General features: G+C 69.4%; 16 protein-coding genes and 1 pseudogene. 8 read left to right on the top strand and 9 right to left on the bottom strand.

Annotation, left to right across the window (positions count from 1 at the left end; translation table 11 throughout):
- The first annotated feature begins 54 nt into the window (after positions 1 to 54).
- From QH948_RS11035 to QH948_RS11025, 3 genes are read left to right on the top strand one after another with little or no spacing between them, the layout of a single operon-like run.
- Positions 55 to 1,530 (top strand): DUF3375 domain-containing protein, encoded by a 1,476-nt coding sequence (locus QH948_RS11035; protein WP_281144434.1) that lies wholly within the window; start codon positions 55 to 57, stop codon positions 1,528 to 1,530.
- A complete protein-coding gene (locus tag QH948_RS11030) occupies positions 1,523 to 2,254 on the top strand; it encodes a DUF4194 domain-containing protein (RefSeq protein ID WP_281144433.1) in 732 nt (243 codons plus the stop codon). Before QH948_RS11035 ends, QH948_RS11030 begins: the two co-directional genes overlap by 8 nt.
- Positions 2,251 to 5,604 (top strand): ATP-binding protein, encoded by a 3,354-nt coding sequence (locus QH948_RS11025; RefSeq protein ID WP_281144432.1) that lies wholly within the window; start codon positions 2,251 to 2,253, stop codon positions 5,602 to 5,604. Before QH948_RS11030 ends, QH948_RS11025 begins: the two co-directional genes overlap by 4 nt.
- Before the next feature lie 227 nt (positions 5,605 to 5,831).
- On the opposite strand, the gene QH948_RS11020 is transcribed toward QH948_RS11025, so the two are convergent.
- Positions 5,832 to 6,551, bottom strand: a complete 720-nt coding sequence (locus QH948_RS11020) for a YdeI/OmpD-associated family protein (protein WP_281144431.1) — start codon at positions 6,549 to 6,551, stop codon at positions 5,832 to 5,834.
- Between the two features lie 255 nt (positions 6,552 to 6,806).
- On the opposite strand from QH948_RS11020, the pseudogene QH948_RS11015 reads away from it, so the two are divergent.
- Positions 6,807 to 7,223, top strand: a pseudogene (locus QH948_RS11015) (MFS transporter); the annotation flags it as partial.
- Positions 7,224 to 7,242: 19 nt separating this feature from the next.
- Here QH948_RS11015 and QH948_RS11010 read toward each other — a convergent pair.
- Entirely contained in the window at positions 7,243 to 8,457 is a 1,215-nt protein-coding gene (locus QH948_RS11010) for an IS110 family RNA-guided transposase (RefSeq protein WP_281144430.1), read from the bottom strand.
- Positions 8,458 to 8,699: 242 nt separating this feature from the next.
- On the opposite strand from QH948_RS11010, the gene QH948_RS11005 reads away from it, so the two are divergent.
- Positions 8,700 to 9,725, top strand: a complete 1,026-nt coding sequence (locus tag QH948_RS11005) for an MFS transporter (protein ID WP_348634957.1) — start codon at positions 8,700 to 8,702, stop codon at positions 9,723 to 9,725.
- Between the two features lie 1,340 nt (positions 9,726 to 11,065).
- Here QH948_RS11005 and QH948_RS11000 read toward each other — a convergent pair.
- On the bottom strand, positions 11,066 to 12,448 hold the full coding sequence (locus QH948_RS11000) for an MBL fold metallo-hydrolase RNA specificity domain-containing protein (RefSeq protein ID WP_281144429.1): 1,383 nt from the start codon (positions 12,446 to 12,448) through the stop codon (positions 11,066 to 11,068).
- Between the two features lie 124 nt (positions 12,449 to 12,572).
- Here QH948_RS11000 and QH948_RS10995 point away from each other — a divergent pair, with 124 nt between their 5' ends.
- Positions 12,573 to 13,382 (top strand): Bax inhibitor-1/YccA family protein, encoded by an 810-nt coding sequence (locus QH948_RS10995; RefSeq protein ID WP_281144428.1) that lies wholly within the window; start codon positions 12,573 to 12,575, stop codon positions 13,380 to 13,382.
- Positions 13,383 to 13,439: 57 nt separating this feature from the next.
- On the opposite strand, the gene QH948_RS10990 is transcribed toward QH948_RS10995, so the two are convergent.
- Complete coding sequence (locus tag QH948_RS10990) at positions 13,440 to 14,138, bottom strand: NUDIX hydrolase (protein ID WP_281144427.1); 699 nt, start codon at positions 14,136 to 14,138, stop codon at positions 13,440 to 13,442.
- A 189-nt stretch (positions 14,139 to 14,327) separates the two neighbouring features.
- Here QH948_RS10990 and ypfJ point away from each other — a divergent pair, with 189 nt between their 5' ends.
- A complete protein-coding gene (ypfJ, locus tag QH948_RS10985; protein WP_281144426.1) occupies positions 14,328 to 15,209 on the top strand; it encodes a KPN_02809 family neutral zinc metallopeptidase in 882 nt (293 codons plus the stop codon).
- A gap of 1 nt (position 15,210) precedes the next feature.
- Here ypfJ and QH948_RS10980 read toward each other — a convergent pair whose 3' ends face one another.
- Together QH948_RS10980 and QH948_RS10975 are read right to left on the bottom strand one after the other, a co-directional pair.
- Positions 15,211 to 15,672 carry an aminoacyl-tRNA deacylase gene (locus tag QH948_RS10980; protein ID WP_281144425.1) on the bottom strand — a complete coding sequence of 154 codons (462 nt, stop codon included), beginning with the start codon at positions 15,670 to 15,672 and terminating at the stop codon, positions 15,211 to 15,213.
- 20 nt (positions 15,673 to 15,692) lie between these two features.
- Positions 15,693 to 16,709: a hypothetical protein gene (locus QH948_RS10975; protein ID WP_281144424.1), complete on the bottom strand. Its 1,017-nt coding sequence runs from the start codon at positions 16,707 to 16,709 to the stop codon at positions 15,693 to 15,695.
- A gap of 249 nt (positions 16,710 to 16,958) precedes the next feature.
- Here QH948_RS10975 and QH948_RS10970 point away from each other — a divergent pair, with 249 nt between their 5' ends.
- The gene (locus QH948_RS10970) at positions 16,959 to 17,240 is read left to right on the top strand and encodes a hypothetical protein (protein ID WP_281144423.1); all 282 of its coding nucleotides are present in this window, start codon (positions 16,959 to 16,961) and stop codon (positions 17,238 to 17,240) included.
- Positions 17,241 to 17,349: 109 nt separating this feature from the next.
- Here QH948_RS10970 and msrA read toward each other — a convergent pair whose 3' ends face one another.
- The 3 genes from msrA to QH948_RS10955 are packed head-to-tail and all read right to left on the bottom strand — an operon-like array spanning position 17,350 to position 18,951.
- Complete coding sequence (gene msrA, locus QH948_RS10965) at positions 17,350 to 18,015, bottom strand: peptide-methionine (S)-S-oxide reductase MsrA (protein WP_281144422.1); 666 nt, start codon at positions 18,013 to 18,015, stop codon at positions 17,350 to 17,352.
- A gap of 37 nt (positions 18,016 to 18,052) precedes the next feature.
- The gene (locus QH948_RS10960) at positions 18,053 to 18,259 is read right to left on the bottom strand and encodes a hypothetical protein (RefSeq protein ID WP_281144421.1); all 207 of its coding nucleotides are present in this window, start codon (positions 18,257 to 18,259) and stop codon (positions 18,053 to 18,055) included.
- Positions 18,256 to 18,951 carry a uracil-DNA glycosylase gene (locus tag QH948_RS10955; RefSeq protein ID WP_281144420.1) on the bottom strand — a complete coding sequence of 232 codons (696 nt, stop codon included), beginning with the start codon at positions 18,949 to 18,951 and terminating at the stop codon, positions 18,256 to 18,258. The genes QH948_RS10960 and QH948_RS10955 overlap by 4 nt, the downstream gene beginning before the upstream one ends.
- Between the last annotated feature and the right edge of the window lie 3 nt (positions 18,952 to 18,954).

The raw sequence follows: 18,954 nt of genomic DNA, 5'->3' as shown, positions 1-18,954 counted from the left end.
GGCGGGAGCCGGGCCGCGTGGTCGACCCGGGGTCGATCCGACTACTCTGACCCGGTGACGAACACCCGTGTAGAGGCCGCGTACCGGCGCGCGAACACGGCGTTCAGGAACCCCACACTCGACCTGCTCCACGGCCGCTACGCCCCGTTCGTCGTCGCGGTCCTGTCGCTGCTGTTCACCGCCGACCGTCCGACGGTGCCCGTCGCCGACGCCCACGTGGAGGTCGACGAGATGATCTCCGAGCTGCGCGCGGCGGGCTACGACGAGGAGGACAGCCCTCGGCTGCCCGCGGGCGGCGCGCGGGAGATCTGCCGCTACTGGGTGCGGGTCGGCTGGCTCGTGCCGCAGATCGACGACGACGTCGAGGTCTACCGGCTGTCGGCCTACGCCGTCGGCGCGCTCGAGATCGCGGGCCGGGCGGGCGCCAGCCCCACGCGGGTGTCGAGGTCGCGCGTCCGGACGCTGCTGGAGGCCGTCGACAGGCTCGCCGAGGACGCAGATGTCGACCCCCACAGGCGCCTGGAGAGGCTGCTGCGGGAACGCGACGAGCTCGACGCGCAGATCCGGGAGCTGCAGCAGGGGGCGGACCCCGAGCCCGTCGACGACGAGTCGCTGCTGGAGGAGGCCGAGAACGTCCTCCACCTGGCCCGCGAGCTGCCCGCCGACTTCGCGCGGGTCGCCGAGTCGATCAAGGCCATGCAGCGCGACGTCATCGCCGACCTCCGCCGCGACATCCGGCCCACCGGCGAGGTGCTGCGGGAGTACCTGCAGCGCGGCCAGCACGTGATGCAGTCCACGGCCGAGGGCCGCGCCTTCGCCGGGGCCCTGCGTCTGATCGGCGACCCGGAGCGCATCGACCACCTCGCGACCCAGCTGCGCGACCTGCAGCTCAGGTCGTTCGCCAGCCTGCTCGACGACGCCCAGCGCGCCGAACTCGACGCCATCGGCCGCCGCGTCGAACAGGGCGTCCAGGAGGTGCTGACCGCGCAGCGCCGGGCATCGCACGTCATCACGGCCCAGGTCCGGACCCACGACCCGGTCCGCGACCGGCAGGTCGACGAGCTGCTGCGCTCCGTGATGTCCGGGTTGCAGACGTGGATGCAGGACTCGCGCCCAGGCAGCCGGGTCGAGCCGCTGCGCAGCTTCCCCCATGCCGACGTCGGCCACCTGCGGCAGACGACCAGCGACCTCGTCCCGCCCGGCGCGCCCGCGCCGCTTGCCGAGGCCCGCGACGTCGAGTTCCTCGACGGCGACGCGCAGGCCTGGGGCGGGCCGCGATACACCGAACTCGAGGACTACGTGGCCGGGCTCGGCGACTGGTTCGACCTCGGCGGCGCGTTCGAGGAGGCGGCCGACGAGACCCGCCGACCCGTCGACCTGCTCGGCCTCCTGGAGATCGCCCACCGCAACGGCATGGAGGAACGCGACGACGTCTCCGTCGTCGAGGCGCTCCGCCCCGACGGCACCACCCGACGGTTCGCATTCGGTGCCGTCACCGCGCGCACCGCGAAACAGGAGAATCATGACTGACCCGATGGCACCCGAGGACCGGGAGGACCCGTTCGTCGCCCCGGTGGCGATGGAGGAGGATCCCGAGGAGCTGTTCGCCGGCGACCGCGGCGTGCTCGACGCCGACGTGCGGCGCGTCCTCGTCCGGCTGCTGCAGCGCCGCTTCCTGCTCGCCGACCGCAACCGCGACGACTGGCGCGTGCTGCTCGACAACCAGCAGGTCATCGAGTCGCGGCTGCACGACATGTTCGTGCAGCTCACCATCGACCACGACCGCGGCGTCGCCTACAAGAAGCAGGTCCGCTCGGACGAGATCGAGGTGCCGATCCTCCTGCGCGACGACGCCTACACGCGCGCCGAGACCCTCGTCCTCGTCCACCTCCGAACGGTCTACCAGCGCGAGTCCACGGCCGGTGAGTCGTCGGTGCGCGTCGACGTCGAGGAGGTCGAGCAGACTGTGCTGACGTACTTCGCCGAGTCCGACGGCGACACGGCCAGGCGCCAGAAGGCGGTCCGCAAGGCCCTCGACAGGCTCCGCCAGGACGGCATCGTCGAGGAGGAGTCGGAGGGCCGCTACCGGATCAGCGCGCTGGTGGAGATCGTGCTCAGCTCCGAGCGGATGCGTGAGCTGGACGACTGGCTCCGCGAGCAGGCCGCCCGCCGCGCCGTCGGGCTCGCCGCCGACGACTCGCTCGGAGCCGCCGTCGAGGCCGAGGACACCGACCGGGAAGAGGACGACGAATGACGATGCTCGACACGCTCTTCGGCCTCATCCCCGCAGCCTCGCGCGGGCAGCAGTGGGTGGCCGAGGACCTGCAGCTGGTCAACTGGGGCGGCTACGACGGCCCGCACCGCGTGCGCTTCTCGCCGACGGCGACGCTGCTGTGCGGCGGGTCGGGTTCCGGCAAGTCGACGCTGATGGACGCCTACATCGCGCTGATGATGCCCCACACCACACCGTTCAACGGGGCCTCCAACGGCGGCGTGACGGGGCGCCCGCGCGGCCAGGAGCAGCGCAACATCCTCTCCTACGGGCGCGGGAAGCTCGACGAGTCGCGCACGGCCGAGGGCACGAAGGTCCGAGTGCTGCGCGGCGATGGCGAGGACACCTGGACCGCCATCGCGATGACGTGGGGCGACCATGACGGCACCCGGTTCACCGCCGTCCGTGCCTGGTACATCCCCGCCGGCGCGAGGCTCCTCGACGACACGGTCCGGGTCCGGGGCACCGTCGAAGGGCCGTTCGACCTGCGCTCGCTGGAGCCCGCCGCCGCGCACCGGCTGAGCGACGCGTCCGTGAAGGCCGCGGGTCTCGACACCGTCGCCACGGACCGCGAGTTCTCCGCCCGCCTGCACTCGGTGCTCGGCATCGGCGCTGCCGGGGCCGGGACGAAGGCGATGAGCCTGCTCGCGCGAATCCAGGCCGGTCAGCAGATCACCACCGTCGACGACCTGTACAAGCGCATGGTGCTCGAGGACCCCGAGACGCTGGCGACGGCCGACGCGGTCGTCGCGCACTTCGACGAGCTCGAGTCCACGCACACCCGGATGGTGACGGCGCGCCAGCAGGTCCGCGCGCTGGAGCCGATCCGCGAGCAGCGCGCGAGCATTGAGCAGTCCGCCGAGCGTATGCGGCTGATCGACGCCGTCGGATCCTTCGACGACCCCGGCTCGACCGCCACTTTGTGGAGGGCGGAGCAGAGGCTCGGGCTGCTGCGCAGCGTCGAGCGGGAGCTGCACGGAGTCAAGCAGGCTAAGGACGCCGTCGTCCGGGAGAAGGAGGCGGCCGCCGACGCCGCGGAGGTGGCGCGCGAGGGTCTCGCCGAGGTCCTGCGGGCGGCCGGCGGCGACAAGCTGGAGATGGCGGAGCGCGAGCTGCGGGAGCTGGAGCGTCGGCTGAGCGACGTCCGGGCCACGCGCGCCCGGCTCGACGAGTCGCTGGCCGTCCTGGGGGAGGACGTAACCACGTCGAAGCAGTTCGCCCAGCTCGCCGACCGTGCCCGTGCCGCGCTGGCCGACCCGGCGCCCAAGGAGTCCGCACGCGATGCCTACGCGGAGGCGAAGAGCGCCAGGAAATCGGCAGAGGCCGAGGTCCGGGCGCTCGAGACCGAGCGGGATCACGCGCAGCGCGCGACGGGTAACTTTCCGACGCACCTGAGCTGGGCGCGCGAGCAGCTGGCCCTTGCGGCGGGCCTCGCGGTCGAGGATCTCCCGTTCGTCGGCGAGCTCATCGAGGTACGCACCGAGTTCGAGCCGTGGCGTGATGCGTTCAACCTTGCGCTCGGCGGGTTCGCCCGGACCCTGCTGATCGACGCGGCCCACCTGCCGCGATTCCGGGCGGCCATCAACGCCGTCCGCGTGTCCGAGCGGCTGAGCTTCGAGGGCGTCCACACCGGGCTGCCGACCACCGACCGTCAGGACCCGCGGACGCTGCCCGGCCGGCTCGACTACCGGACCGGCCCCTTCACGGGCTGGCTGCAGGACAGGCTCGAGGAGCAGTTCAACTTCGTCTGCGTCGACAGCCCGGACGAGCTGTCGCGCCACGGCAGGGCGCTGACCATCACGGGCCAGCTCGCCCGCGGCAACCGGGGTGCGCACGGCGGACAGGGTCGCGCGAACCTGCTCGGCTTCTCCAACGACCGGCGACTGGCCGACCTCGCCCGCCTGATCGCGGAGGCTCGTGGCCGGCTCGCCGACTCCATTGACGCATGTGGCGTGGCGGAGGGCGCGCTGGACGCCGTCGACGCCCGGGCCGACGCCCTGCGGAAGGTGTGCGAGCTGTCGTGGGGACAGGTCGACGTTGCCGCGGTCGAGGGCGAGCAGGAGAAGTGGCACTCGATCGTCGCGCAGGTGACCGAGGGAAACCCGCGGATCGCCGACCTGCAGCATCAGCTGAAGGCCGCCAGGCGGAACGTCGACGCGCTCAAGGAGGAGATCGGCCGGGCGAAGTCCTCCGCCGAGACCGTTGAGCAGCGCTGGGGCGCCGTCATGGAGGAGGTGGACGAGGCGCAGGCCGTCATCGACGCCGCCGAGGACGACGAGCGGTTGGTTGCCGACGACCACGCGGCCTATCTCGCCGGGCAGTTCGAGGGCGAGGTCGATGACGAGGCCGGGCCGCCGTCGGTCCAGCTCGAGCGCTTCGATGTGGCGCTGGCCTCCGCGTCCCAGCGGCTGCGCAGGGACCACGAGACCGCTCAGCAGACGCTGGTGCAGCAGCGCGAGCTGCTCGGTCGGACGCTGTCCAACTTCCTCGAACGCTGGCCCAACCCGAACCTCCTGGCCGACCCCGACACGTCGGTCGGCGACTTCGAGCGCATCCTCGACGACCTCGAGACCAGCGGGCTGCACGAGCTGGAGAGGGAGTGGCGCGACAGCCTGCTGACACTGTCCGGCAATGACCTCACCAGCCTGGACTCCGCGCTGGGTCGGGCGCTGCGAGAGATCCGCGACCGGATCGAGCCGATCAACGCGATCATGCGGGACCTGCCGTTCTACGACGACGACCACCGCCTGCAGATCACGACGCGGGAGAACCAGTCCGAGCCGCGCCGGAAGTTCCGCCGCGACCTGAGGGCCGTCCGGGAGGCGATAGACGGCGCGGTCAGCGACGCCGACCGCGAGCAGGTCTACCTCAGGATGTCGAAGCTGATCCAGCGCATCCGGCGCACTGCACCCGACTTCGCCGACCTCATCGACGTGCGCAACCACGTCCGCGTCAGCGCCGAGCGGGTCAACGCCGTCACAAAGGAGCACGTGGCGCTCTACGACCACATCGGCGAAAAGTCGGGCGGCGAGTCGCAGGAGCTGATCGCGTTCATCGTCGGCGCGGCGCTGCGGTATCAGTTGGGCGACGCGGGCTCGTCCCGGCCGCGCTATGCGCCGGTGTTCCTCGACGAGGCGTTGATCAAGGCCGACGCGCACTTCACCAAGCGAGCCATCGGCGCCTGGCGGGGCCTGGGGTTCCAGCTCATCATCGGCGCGCCGAACGACAAGTACAGCGCCATCGAGCCGCACGTCGACGTCGAGTACGACATCCTGAAGGACACCCGAGGCCGCTCGTGGGCCAAGCCGAAGGTCGGGCTGGCCGCGTCGTAGCCGCGGCCCGGCCCCTGGCATTGGTGCTGGTCCTGGTGCCGCCCGTGCCGACGCCAACGAAATACCCGGACGCCAACGAAAAATCCGCGGCGCCAACGAAAATTCCGCGGCGCCAACGGTATGCACGGACGCCAACGATACTCGCGCGAATATCGTTGGCGTCCGTGCATATCGCTGGCGTCTGCGAAGAGCCCGAGCGAGGCAGCAGTCCGGGGTGGCGCCTGTCGTCAGGGGTGGCGTCGGTCGGGAAGGGTGGCGTCCGAGGCGACGGGCCACTCGGGATGGGGATCGGGGTCAGGCTCCAGGCCCAGGGCCCTCCGGTTCCGCGCGACCCAGACCGGCTCCGCGCCGTAGCGCTGGCTGGGGATGAGCCGCCCGGCGGCGGAGTCCTCGATCAGCTGCGCCATGCGACGGTCGCGCGTGGTCTGCTGCTTCGCCGTCGCCACCCACGTCATCGCGATCCGACGGTAGGTCTCCGTCGCCGCGTCCCACCAGCGCTGGGCATCCCCGTCGGCCGCGAGCATGGCCGCGTGTTCTGGGGTGAAGGCGTGGTCGTCGCGCTCGAAGCTGTAGATCCCTGTCCGGGCCGGGTCCCGGGCCTCGAACGCTGCCAGGCCGGCCGGGGCCATCCTGCCCTCGGCGATGAGCCGCTCGACGTGAGTGACGTTGATGTTGCTCCAGGTGCTGCCGCGCTTCCGTGGGGTCCAGCGCTGCCGACGGGTGTCGTCGTCGATGCGTTGCGACACGGAGTCGATCCATCCGAAGCACAGGGCCTCGGGCACGGCGTCGTCCCAGGTCAGGCCCTGAATGGGCACGTGTTTCTTGTTCAGCCCCATCCACAGTTCCGTGGCGACGGCGTGGTTCGCCTCCAGCCATGCGCGGAACTCGGCCGCGTCGGCGAAGAAGACCGCTGGTCTCTCGGGGGTTCCGCCGTGGCGTCCGATCATGTCGTCATCCTGCCAGCGGCGGTGGGCATCCGGCCGGGGCGGGGCAGGGGTGTTCCTCTCGCTTCGCTTCGAGGCACCTCGACAGGCTCGGCGAACCGGGGTTGCTTCGAGGCACCTCGTCAGGCTCGGCGAACCGGGGTTGCTTCGAGGGACCTCGACGGGCTCGGCGATCAGGGGAATCTTGACGGCCCGGCTGTGATGGGCGCCGGACGCGGGCGGGGCGTATAGTCCGTCCGGCGCATTTGGAGGTGTCCCATGAACTCAACGCGGTCTCCCTGGCCGGGGCTGTGGTCGATGATCATCGGCTTCTTCATGATCCTGGTCGACTCGACCATCGTTAACGTCGCCCTTCCTCACATCATGACCGGGCTGGACGCCGGGCTGAACGAGGTCATCTGGGTCACCAGCGCGTACCTCCTGGCATACGCGGTGCCGCTCCTGATCACGGGACGGCTCGGCGACCGGTTCGGGCCCAAGCCCGTTTTCCTGATCGGGTTGGCCACGTTCACGCTGTCGTCGTTGTGGTGCGGCCTGTCGGGCAGCATCGAGATGCTGATCGTCGCCCGCGTGGTCCAGGGCCTCGGCGCCGCGCTGATGGCCCCCCAGACGATGGCCGTGATCATGCGCACCTTCGCGCCCGATCGCCGCGGCGCCGCCATGGGGCTGTGGGGGGGTGTCCCTATGGTTCTCGTCAAGCGGCGAGGGGCTGGGGTGTCGGGTTGGGGGTCCGGTAGGGCTCTTGGTTTCTGAGCATGGCGAACAGGACGTCGACTCGGCGTCGGGACAGGCAGATGAGTGCGGCGTTGTGTTTCTTGCCTTGGGCTCGCTTCCGGTCGTAGTAGGCCCTGCTGGCGGGGTCGGATCGGAGCGCGGCGAACGCTGAGAGGAACAGGGCTCGTTTGAGGTGCTTGTTTCCTGATCTGGCTGGGTATTCGCCTCGGATGCTGGTTCCGGATCGGTGGGTGACGGGTGAGAGGCCGGCGTAGGCAGCCAGGTGTCCCGCGGTCGGGAACAGCGAGGCGTCGCCGACGTCGAGGAGGATCCGTGCAGCGGTCCTGACCCCGACGCCTGGCATCGAGATCAGGACCTTGGCAAGAGGGTGCGCATCAACGACCTTCTCGACTTGCGCGGCCAACTCGGAGCGCTGCTGCAGCGTCTGACGCAGGGCAGCTGCGAGCTTCGGGAGGACCTGCTCAGCGGCGGTGGTGCCGGCGACAACAACGGTCTGCTCGGACAAGGCGTGGGAGATCGCGTCGACGAAGTCTTGGGCGTGTCGCGGGTTGGCATGGCTGACGATCCGCAGCAGCTTTGCCCTCGAGACTGCGCTGATGCCTTGTGGGCCGCCGAGCTGTTCGATCACGGCGAGGCCCTGCTTTGTGGCCAAGCGGGGTCCGACTACGCGTTCGAGTGCGGGATGGATCTGCGTGAGGAGTCCACGGATCCGGTTCGCCAATCGTGTTGCTTCCGCCGCAAGGTCCTCGTCGAACCCGACCAGAACCTTCAGCTCGGCCAGGGCATCTTCGCCGAGGTCGACCCGGCGAAGGGTGTGGGGCATCGTTCGGGCAGCGTCCGCGATGATGAACGCGTCGCGCGCGTCGGTCTTCGCGCTGCCCGGGTAGAGGTCCGCTGCCCTGCGCATCGCGAGTCCTGGCAGGTAGGCGACCTGGATGCCCATCGACCTTGCCACAGCGATGGGCAGTGCGCCGATCGTGTTCGGCTGATCGACAATCACCAACACCCTGCCGCGCTCGGCCAGCATCGAGAAAACGCCCTCGAGCTTGCTCTGGTCCTGCGGTAGAGGCTTGTTGAATACCTTCCGACCGGCGGCGTCGAGAGCGCAGGCATGGTGAGTTTCCTTGCCCACGTCGAGGCCGCACCAGATGTCGAAACCGGGGTCGTTGTTCATGACGGCCACCATCCTTCCCCATCGAAGACGACGGTCGTCGAGGTGGTGATGCGTCAGCTGCCGGCACCCACGTTACGAATAGACCTGTGTTGAGGCCGTGTCCCTATCAGCGGTCATCTGACGCCCACCAGGCCCGGTGACAACACCCCCCGGATCATGCGTGAGACAGGGGCAGACAGTCATGCCGAGCCCGGCGACCGTAACCCCAACATCGGGGTCACCACCAAGGTAACGGGGCGGGGCTGCTCGTCGGTCCGCTGCTCGGCGGCTTCCTCGTCGACGCCGTCGGCTGGGAGTGGATCTTCTTCGTCAACGTCCCGGTCGGGCTCATCGCGATCGTGCTCGTCATCATCAACGTGCCCAGCCTTGAACTGCACGCGCACTGCTTCGACTGGGTGGGCGTCGTGCTCAGTTCCGCGGGCCTGTTCCTCATCGTGTTCGGCATCCAGGAGGGCGAGACGTACGAGTGGGGTCAGATGCCGATCGTGGGGAGCTTCAGTGTGCCGGTGTGGTCGCTGATCATCATCGGCGCCCTGCTGATGGGGGCCTTCGTCTGGTGGCAGAAGGTCCAGCACGGCGAGCCACTGGTCCCACTGGCGCTCTTTGCCGACCGCAACTTCGTCCTGTCCAACACGGCCATCACCATCGTCGGCCTCGTCGTGACCGCCATGAACATCCCGTTGTTCCTCTACCTTCAGTCCGGCCGGGGCCTGACCCCGAGCCAGTCGGCGCTCATCCTGGTGCCGATGGCCGTCTGCTCCGGCGTCCTGTCGCCGTTCACCGGACGATTCCTGCAGGACCGGGACGCGCGTCCGTGGACGGCCGCGGGTCTCGTCGGCTTGGCCATCGCGACAGCCTGGTACGGGTTCTGGTTCGACGCGGCCCGCAGCCCCTGGTGGCTCCTGCTCCCAAGCGCGCTGGTCGGCATCTCCGCCTCGTTCATCTGGGGTCCGCTCGCGATGGTTGCGACGCGTGGCCTGCCGCCGCAGCTCGCGGGCGCCGGATCCGGCGTCTACAACACGACCCGCCAGGTCGGCGCGGTGATCGGTTCCGCGGTCATCGCCGCAGTGACGTCCGCCAGGCTGACGGCCCATCTGGGTGAGGGTGCCTCCACGGCGGTCGGCGCCGGCGGCGGCGCGATGCCGACGCAGGTCCTCGACGGGTTCGCCGCTGCGATGGGCGAGTCGATGTACGTGCCCGCCACGCTGCTCGTGCTCGCCGTCGTGTCTGTGCTCTTCATGCGTCCGCAGATCCCCTCGTCGCGCTGACGGTCAATCGGCTCGCTGACGGTCAATGGGCTCGCTGAGCCTGTCGAAGCGCCGTGAGTGAAGCGAAGGGGACACACCCGACCCCGCTCGCTGCACCAGGGGAAACCGCCTCGCTCCGCTCGGCGCCCTTCGACAAGCTCAGGGAACCGGGTGTGCTGACGGTCAATCGGCTCGCTGAGCTTGTCGAAGCGCCCTGAGCGAAGCGAAGGGGAACACCCGACCCCGCTCGCTGCACCAGGGCAAACCGCCTCGCTCCGCTCGGCGCCCTTCGACAAGCTCAGGGAACCGGGTGCGCTGACGGTCAATCGGCTCGCTGAGCCTGTCGAAGCGCCCTGAGCGAAGCGAAGAAGACACACCCGACCCCGCTCGCTGCACCAGGGCAAACCGCCTCGCTCGCCTCGGCGCCCTTCGACAAGCTCAGGGGGCCGGGTGTGCTGACGGTCAATCGGCTCGCTGAGCTTGTCGAAGCGCCCTGAGCGAAGCGAAGGGGAACACCCGACCCCGCTCGCTGCACCAGGGCAAACCGCCTCGCTCCGCTCGGCCCCCTTCGACAAGCTCAGGGAACCGGATGTGCTGACGGTCAATCGGCTCGCTGAGCTTGTCGAAGCGCCCTGAGCGAAGCGAAGGGGAACACCCGACCCCGCTCGCTGCACCAGGGCAAACCGCCTCGCTCCGCTCGCTGCACCAGGGGAAACCGCCTCGCTCCGCTCGCTGCACCGGGGCAAACCGCCTCGCTCCGCTCGGCGCCCTTCGACAAGCTCAGGGGGCCGGGTGTGCTGACGGTCAATCGGCTCGCTGAGCCTGTCGAAGCGCCCTGAGTGAAGCGAAGGGGACACACCCGACCCCGCTCGCTGCACCAGGGCAAACCGCCTCGCTCCGCTCGGCGCCCTTCGACAAGCTCAGGGAACCGGGTGTGCTGACGGTCAATCGGCTCGCTGAGCTTGTCGAAGCGCCCTGAGCGAAGCGAAGGGGAACACCCGACCCCGCTCGCTGCACCAGGGCAAACCGCCTCGCTCCGCTCGGCGCCCTTCGACAAGCTCAGGGAACCGGGTGTGCTGACGGTCAATCGGCTCGCTGAGCTTGTCGAAGCGCCCTGAGCGAAGCGAAGGGGACACACCCGACCCCGCTCGCTGCACCAGGGCAAACCGCCTCGCTCCGCTCGGCGCCCTTCGACAAGCTCAGGGAACCGGGTGTGCTCAGGGAACCGGGTGTGCTCAGGGAACCGGGTGTGCTCAGGGTGCCGGGTGTGCTCAGGGTGCCGGGTGTGCTCAGGGGGCCGGGTGCGCTCAGGGAACCGGGTGCGCTCAGGCCCTTCGACAAGCTCAGGGAGCGATGTGGGGTCAGGGGAGAAGACTGACGACCTCACCCCAGCGCGGGGCGACGGACGACCAGCCCAGCTCGTCGGCGATGCGACCGGCCAGGGTGGCCGACGCCCCGGGCTCGCCGTGCACCAGGAAGACCGTCTCCGGCTCGCGGTCCAGGGCCGCCAGCCAGTCGATGATGTCCGACGCGTCGGCGTGGACGGAGAACTCTTCGTCGCGGACGATATCCGCCGCCACCTTCACGTAGTGACCGTTGATCTTCACGGACCTTGCGCCGTTCTCAAGCGCCCGGCCGCGCGTGCCGACGGCCTGGTAACCCGTCAGCACGACAGTGTTCCTCGGGTCGGGCAGCAGGCGGCGCAGGTGGTACAGCACCCGCCCGCCCTCGGCCATGCCCGAGCTGCTGACGATGATCATCGGGTCCCGGCGCCGGTTGAGCCGCTTCGACTCGGGCGCCTCGCGGGTCTCCGTGAGGTCGAGGTCCGTGAAGTCGGCCATCGTCACGCCGACGGCCAGCTCGTCCGGCCACTGCCGGTACACGTCCAGCGCCTTGAGCGACATAGGGCCGTCGACCGCCACCGGTACGTCGGGGATCCTCCCCTCGCGCCGCAGTCGGACGAGGGCGTGCAGCACGAGCTCGGTCCGGTCGATCGCGAAGGCGGGCACGACGACCTGGCCGCCCCGCTCGACGGTCCGACGGATCGCATCGGCCAGCGGCTCGTGGGCCAGCGCGGGCTCGGGATGCTCGCGGTCCCCGTACGTCGACTCGCAGACGACTATGTCCGCCCCGGGCGGGGTCTCCCGGGCCCTCAGCAGAGGATGGTCGTGGCGGCCGAGGTCGCCGGAGAACAGCACGCTCCGGTCGCCGACGCTCACGTGCAAGCTCGCCGCGCCAAGGATGTGGCCGGCGCGCACCCAGCGGGCCCACAGCACACCGTCGACGTCGACGTTGGTGTCCCACTCGACGGTGCGGAACATCGGCAGCGTCAGCTCGACGTCGGCCGTGGTGAACAGCGCCTCGGGGGAGGGATGCCGCGACCAGCCGCCCTTCGTCGCGTCGCCCACGGCCTGCTCCTGCAGCTTTGCGGCGTCGCGGAGCACGATCTCGGCCAGCGGCAGCGTCGGCTCGGTGCACCAGATCGTGCCGCGGAACCCCTGCCTGACCAGCGCCGGGAGGTAGGAGACGTGGTCGGCGTGCGCGTGGGTGATGAGGATGTTGTCGATCTCGCGCGGCGGCACGGCGAACGGGTCCCGGTTCCGGAGCCGCCACTGCTTCTCGCCCTGGAACAGCCCCGCGTCGATCAGGGTGTGCCGACCGTCGACGGTCAGGAGGTGTCGGGAGCCGGTGACCGTCTCCGCCGCCCCCAGGAACCTCAGCGTCGCCTGCTGAACTACTGCCATGTTCGATGGTGGCACAGGCCGGGCGCCCCTCGTGGCCCGCCGCGAACATCCACTTGGCCTGGGAAGACGAGCGGGTACAGTTGAATGGTCCGGCCTCCTCGGAGACTTGAGAGAAAGCACCACCATGGCAAACCCGATCATCGGCAGCCCCGATGCCTTCACGAAGCACAACCAGTCGCAGCCCGGCTACGGTCAGCCCCAGCCCGGCTACGGCCAGCCGCAGGGCTTCGACCCCTACCAGCAGCAGGCGCCGCAGCCCACCGCCGCGGTGATGACGCTCGACGACGTGCTCGCCAAGACGGCCATCACGCTCGGCGTCGTCGCGGCCGCCGCTGTCGTGGCGTTCATGTTCGTCCCGCTGGCCTTCATCACGCCCGCGCTCATCGCGTCGGGCATCGTCGGCCTCATCACCGTCTTCCTGGTCGCCAGCCGGCCCAGGATCCCCGTGGGCGGGGTCCTGTTCTATGCCGTGGTCGAGGGCCTCTTCATCGGCGTGTTCTCGAAGTTCTTCGAGTACCTGTACCCGGGCATCGTCGTGTCCGCGGTCCTGGCGACGTTCGTCACGGCTGGCGTCACGCTGTTCGCGTACAAGTTCTTCAACATCCGCGTCACCGAGCGGTTCCGCAAGATCGTCTTCATCGCGACGGCGTCCCTGGCCGGTGTGTTGCTCGTGAACTTCGTCCTCGCGATCTTCGGCATCGACACCGGCATGCGCTCCGCGGGAGGTAGCCCAGGCCTGCTGGCCATCGGCATCTCGATCGTCGCCGTGATCCTCGCAGTTCTGAACCTCGTGACCGACTTCGACTCCGTCGAGCGCGGCATCGCGATGCGCGCCCCGGCCAACGAGTCGTGGCGTGCGGCATTCGGCATCACCGTCACCATGGTGTGGCTGTACACCGAGATCGTGCGCATCATGAGCTACTTCAGGAACTGAGCTTCACACAATCGGACCGCCGTCGCCCCTCGGGGCGGCGGCGGTCCGTCGTTGTGGTCATCGCTCCGCGTGTGAGCTGCGCGGGTGCCGCCGGGCGAACTGCGACAGGAGCGCCCGCGAACTGTTGGTCCAGTGCAGCGACCGCCAGGAGCGCAGCGGCACCCAGGCCGAGCGCAGCGTCGAACCGCCGACGTCGTGCACGACGGGGTCGGTCGGGTTGTCGCAGACGGCGGAGTAGATGACGCGCAGGGCGTGGAAGTCCTCGAGCACGCCTGCCATGGAGCGGCCCACCCAGTGCTCCGACTCGAGGCTCAGGACGCGGTCGATCTCCGTGTCCTGACCCGTCTCTTCATAGATCTCGCGCAGCACGGCCTCCGACGGGGACTCTCCGGAGTCGATGCCGCCGCCGGGCAGCGCCCAGGTGCCGGGTACCCGGGTCGCGCTGGAGTTGACCGTGCCGAGAATGCCGCGCTCGGAGAACACGAGGGCGTAGGCGCCGAGGCGCTGATGCCTGCGGGGCTGCTCCTGCCGCGACGAGACGTAGACGGTGTGTCGCTCGGCGGGCCTCTGGTCGGCCGCCGTGACCTCGCGGACGAGCCACGTGAACACGATCTCGCTGTCGACCAACGCCGCGGACAGGGGGCGGACAGGGACGAAACCCTCGTCGAACAGCGTCACCCGCGGATGCCTGCCGTGCTCGACAGGAAAACCCACCACGGGTGCCCCCAGGGGATGGGGGACACCGGTGACGCGCATTCGTCAAGTCTATCCGCTCGTCCCCGAGCGCCTGGGCGCACCGGCTCCCGGTGCCCCGGGGGACACCGCTTCAGCGGACGAAACCCCTAGACAGGGCCGACGTCGGCGGGTGGGAGCGCACGGGCGTGATAGTAGGCTGACGGCACATGGTGCGGGATGGCCCCGCCCGAGGCACACGGCGGTGGGGACATGGAATATCGCGACAACGTCAACCTCGACCAGTCGCGAGTGCGCTACGGCGGAGGTGGTCGGCGCGGTGGCGGCATCGCGGTGGGCGGCGGTATCGGCGGAGTACTGGTCCTGCTGCTGGCATTGTTCCTCGGTGGCGATCTCGGTGACCTGATCGGCGGCACGACGACCACCACTGACTCGAGTCAGAGCGACGTATCGGGTGCCGACTGCACGGGCGAGGTCAACATCGACGAGAACCGCGACTGCCGCTGGGGTGCCTACGAGGTCGCGCTCACGTCGTACTGGGAGTCGGCATTCTCGTCGGGCTTCGAGCCCATCTCCGCCCTGCAGTTGTTCTCCGGCACCACCGCGACCGCATGTGGCACCGGTACCTCGGAGATGGGCCCGTTCTACTGCCCCGGTGACACCACGATCTACATCGACGAGGACTACATGGGTCAGCTGCTGACCCAGCTCGGCACGACCCGCAGCGACGCGGCCGAGCTGTACATCGTCGGGCACGAGTACGGGCACCACATCTCCAACCTGACCGGCCAGATGAGCAAGGCCAACGCCAGCAGCAACCAGACCGGCGAGAAGTCCGCCTCGGTGCGGCTCGAGCTGCAGGCCGACTGCTACGCAGGCGTCTTCTTCGCCAACACCATCAAGGATCCGGACTCGCCGATCGAGTCCGTCACCCAGGACGACCTCAACCGCATCGTCGACGCGGCCCGCGCCGTCGGCGATGACCACATCCAGGAGCAGTCCGGCGGCTTCGTGAACGCGGACAAATGGACCCACGGCAGCTCGCAGATGCGTCAGTACTGGGTGGCGAAGGGCTTCCAGAGCGGCGATCCGGGGACCTGCGACACCTTCTCAACCAACGACCTGGGGGAGTGACTCAGGCCGGGTCGGTGACGTCGGCGACCGTCGCGCCCAGGAAGGCGACGAGCTCGTCGCCGTCGAGGGTCGCCGCGACGCCGTGCTCCCCGGCCCCAATGCTGATCCGGTGCCCCGCCACGCGCTCGTCCGCGACGACGGGCAGCGGCCTCAGGGTCCCGAACGGCGTGATGGTGCCGCGCTCGAACCCGGTGACCCGCAGCGCCTCCGCGGCGTCCGGCATCGAGAGGCGGCTGACGCCGAGGAGGGCCCGGAGCTTCGGCCAGGCGATGCTCCGGTCACCGGGGACGAGAACGAGGAGGTGGTCGTCGGCCGCGCGGCGCACCACCATCGTCTTGATGATGTCGGCCGGCTCGACCCCACGCGCGGCAGCAGCCTCCGCCAGGGAACCGACGCGGCCGTGGCGCGTAACAGTGTGGGTGAGGCCGGACGCCTCCAGGGCGTCGAGGGCGGGGTTGTTCATGGCGCCAGACTAGGGCGACGTCAGCTGAGCAGGTCCGTCATGTCTCGCCCGTCCATGTCCGTGTAATGCACGGTCGATCCGCACGTGATGGTCGCGACGGGTGCGTAGCGCTGCTGCGACATGTCGATCACGACGTCGCACGGCTCGTCGGTGGAGGCCTGGAACAGAGCGACGGCCTTGGCCAGTGCGGCGGGCTGCAGCAGTGAGGGGCTGAACGTGGCGAGCGCTGAGGTCTCGCTGCGGCGCGTCTCGAACGCGGGCAGGCCGCCGGTGCGACTGCGGTTCAGGATGACTCCGTCCTCGGAGTCCGGGATATCCGCCCAGTAGCCGCGGGCCTGCGTGAAGCCGACCTGGTAGACCTTCGTGGCGTCGCCGACGACCTCCTCGAGGCCCGCGGTGATGTCGGCGACGCTCGTGAACCCCAGCTCGGCGACGGCCGTGCCGTCCTGGCGGAAGAACACCGTCGACGTCTCGGGCCGCGACGTCACGGTCATCAGCACCTCGCCGGCGCGGTACTCGACGATCTGCAGCGACTGGGTGGTGCCGCGTACGCCGCGCAGGTCGGCGACGTCGAACATGCGTGCGACGTTGTCGAGCGGGTAGTCGGCGGGGTCGAAGGTCGCCTGGCCGAGGTACTGGATGTCGGAGTCGACCTTGGTGATGGAGCCGTCGCGCCAGGCGTAGCTGACCACCTGGTTGTCGGGAGTCAGGGCCGTGAGCCTGGCCTCGTCCTTCGTGATGTCGACCTTCAACACCGGCAGGCCCTGCGCGACGTTATGCAACTCCGCTATGACTGGCGCGGCGCCGCCATCGATCAGCGACCTGGCGACCAGGAAGGTCATGGGGAACTCGCTGTCGGCCGGCAGCGACACGGTGGGCGACGGTGAGGCAGTCGGGCTCGCAGCCGCGGAGGAGGCGGGTGAGGCGCTCGTCGTCGCGGCCGATGATGCCGTCGGATCAGGCTCGACGGCGGTCTCGGCGCAGCCGACCAGCGCGAGCGCCAGACACGCCGCAACTAGGGCCGACAGGGATCGCATCGCGCCAGTCTATGGGGTCACCCTGTGGGGACGATTCCCCGCCCCACAGGTCAGGGGAGCGGGCAGGCGACCCCGGTTCGGATGTGGCAGTCGTAGCCGTTCGGGTTCCCCAGCAGTCATGAAAGCAGACATGGGTTGGCGGGACCCGTTTATGGGTTCACGAATGCGTCCGGGCTACTGGTTCTCCTCCCTTTGCGCCGACCAGCTGGCACCTTCGCTTGGCCAGTGCTCTGGGGTTCTCCAATCGCCATGCCGCTGGAACTCCCATCTACCTCGACGCCGTTGAACTGCGATGTGGCCCGAGGGGGGGCACGTCTCGACCAGTTCGATGAGCTCGGCAATCAGTGCGTCAATGGCGAAATCGTCATTGGGATGACCGTCTTCGATGAACTGCCCATGCAGGACAGTGAGGTCGCGTTTGGAGAGGTGGATGGGAACCAGTTCATCTCCCTGTTGAACGAGAAGTCCGGTTGGGGTTTCTGTGGTGGGGAGGCCCAGAGCATTGAGCTGTTCGGCGAGGCTCCTCAGTGAAGGTTTCACAGCATTCATGAGGTCTCGCCGGTATTCATGGCGAGATGCTAGCACCGCACTGTCTGGGTGGGTGGCTAACTAAAGGCCAGAGATGAGACCTTTGGTCGTATCAGGCTGTCGAACATGAGACCCCAGTCCGATGGTCGCATTGATACCCCGCAGGATTCTTCGAAAGGTACTGCTGGTGCTCCACCTCGGCGTAGTAGAAGTGCTGGCCGGGCTCGATCTCGGTCGAGATCTCGCCGAAGCCGCCCTCGGTCAGCGGGCCCTGGTAGGCGTCGCGGATCCGGCGGGCGACGGCGAACTGCTCGTCGTCGACGGGATAGATGGCCGAGCGGTACTGCGTGCCGACGTCGTTGCCCTGCCGGAAGCCCTGCGTCGGGTCGTGGTGCTCGAAGAACGCCTGCACCAGTTCCGCGTAGCTGACCTTCGTCGGGTCGAAGACGACGCGAACGGTCTCCGCGTGCCCGGTCTTCCCGGTGCAGGTCTCCTTGTACGTGGGGTTGGGGGTGTGGCCGCCCATGAAGCCGACGGCGGTGTTGACGACGCCGTCGATGTGCCAGAAGACCTTCTCCGCGCCCCAGTAGCAGCCGAGCGCGAAGTAGGCGACCTCGCTGCCGGGGGGAACCTCGTCGAGCGGGATGCCGAAGATCTCGTGGCGGGGGACAGGGCCGAGGACGGAGGTCGCGCGGCCGGTGAGCGCCTCGTCGGCACTCACCAGCGTCGGGGTGCTCCGGTGTCGCTGCAGCCAGCCCAGCACGTCGATGTCGTTCATGCCGTCCAACGCTACCCCGCGGAGGCCCGGGAACGCCTCAGCCTGCGGTGAACATCCCCCACAGGCCGTAGAGGACGTAGCCGGCGCCGACGGCGAATCCGACAGCCCACAGCATGCGTCGCGTCCTGGTCGGCACTTCCCGCTTGGTGAAGATGCTGGCGGGCACGGACGCGTCGTCGGTCTCCTGGGCCTGGGTGGCCTTCGGCTGCTCGTCGGCGGGCTGCGGTCCGGTGGGCTCGGTCATGAAACCAGTGTCGCATCCGCGGGCAAGGTCCAGTCGATCGGGGAGCCGCCCTGCTGCTCCAGCAGCGCGTTGGCGCGGCTGAACGGCCGCGAGCCGTAGAAACCCGACCGTGCGGACAGCGGCGACGGGTGAGCCGACGCGATCACGGGCACCTCGCCCAGCATCGGCGCGGCGCTCTGGGCGTCGCGGCCCCACAAGATCGCCACGAGCGGGCCGCCGCGCTGCGCGAGCGCCTCGACGGCCCGGGCGGTGACCTGCTCCCAGCCCTTCCCGCGGTGCGAGGCGGGGGCCCCCGGCCGCACGGTCAGCACTCTGTTCAGCAGTAACACGCCCTGGTTGAACCAGGAGGTCAGGTCGCCGTGGGCGGCCTGCGGGATTCCCAGATCGGTCTCGAGCTCGCGGTAGATGTTCTTCAGGCTGCCGGGCAGCGGTCGCACGTCCGGCGCGACCGAGAAGGACAGCCCGACGGGGTGCCCGGGCGTCGGGTAGGGGTCCTGCCCCAGGATCAGGACCTTCACGTCGGCAAGCGGCAGGGTGAAGGCCCGCAGGATGTTGTCGGCGGCCGGAAGGTAGGTGTGCCCCTCGTGGATCTCCTGGCGGAGGAAGTTCCCCATGGCGGTGATGTGGCCCTCGACGGGTGCGAGGGCCTCGGCCCAGTCGGGGGCGACGAGCTCGGACAGCGGACGCGGCATGGC

The organism is Tessaracoccus lacteus, assembly GCF_029917005.1.
Lineage (GTDB): Bacteria > Actinomycetota > Actinomycetes > Propionibacteriales > Propionibacteriaceae > Arachnia > Arachnia lactea.
The sequence above is the reverse complement of the archived record's forward strand: the minus strand, read 5'-3'. Positions and strand labels throughout refer to the sequence as shown.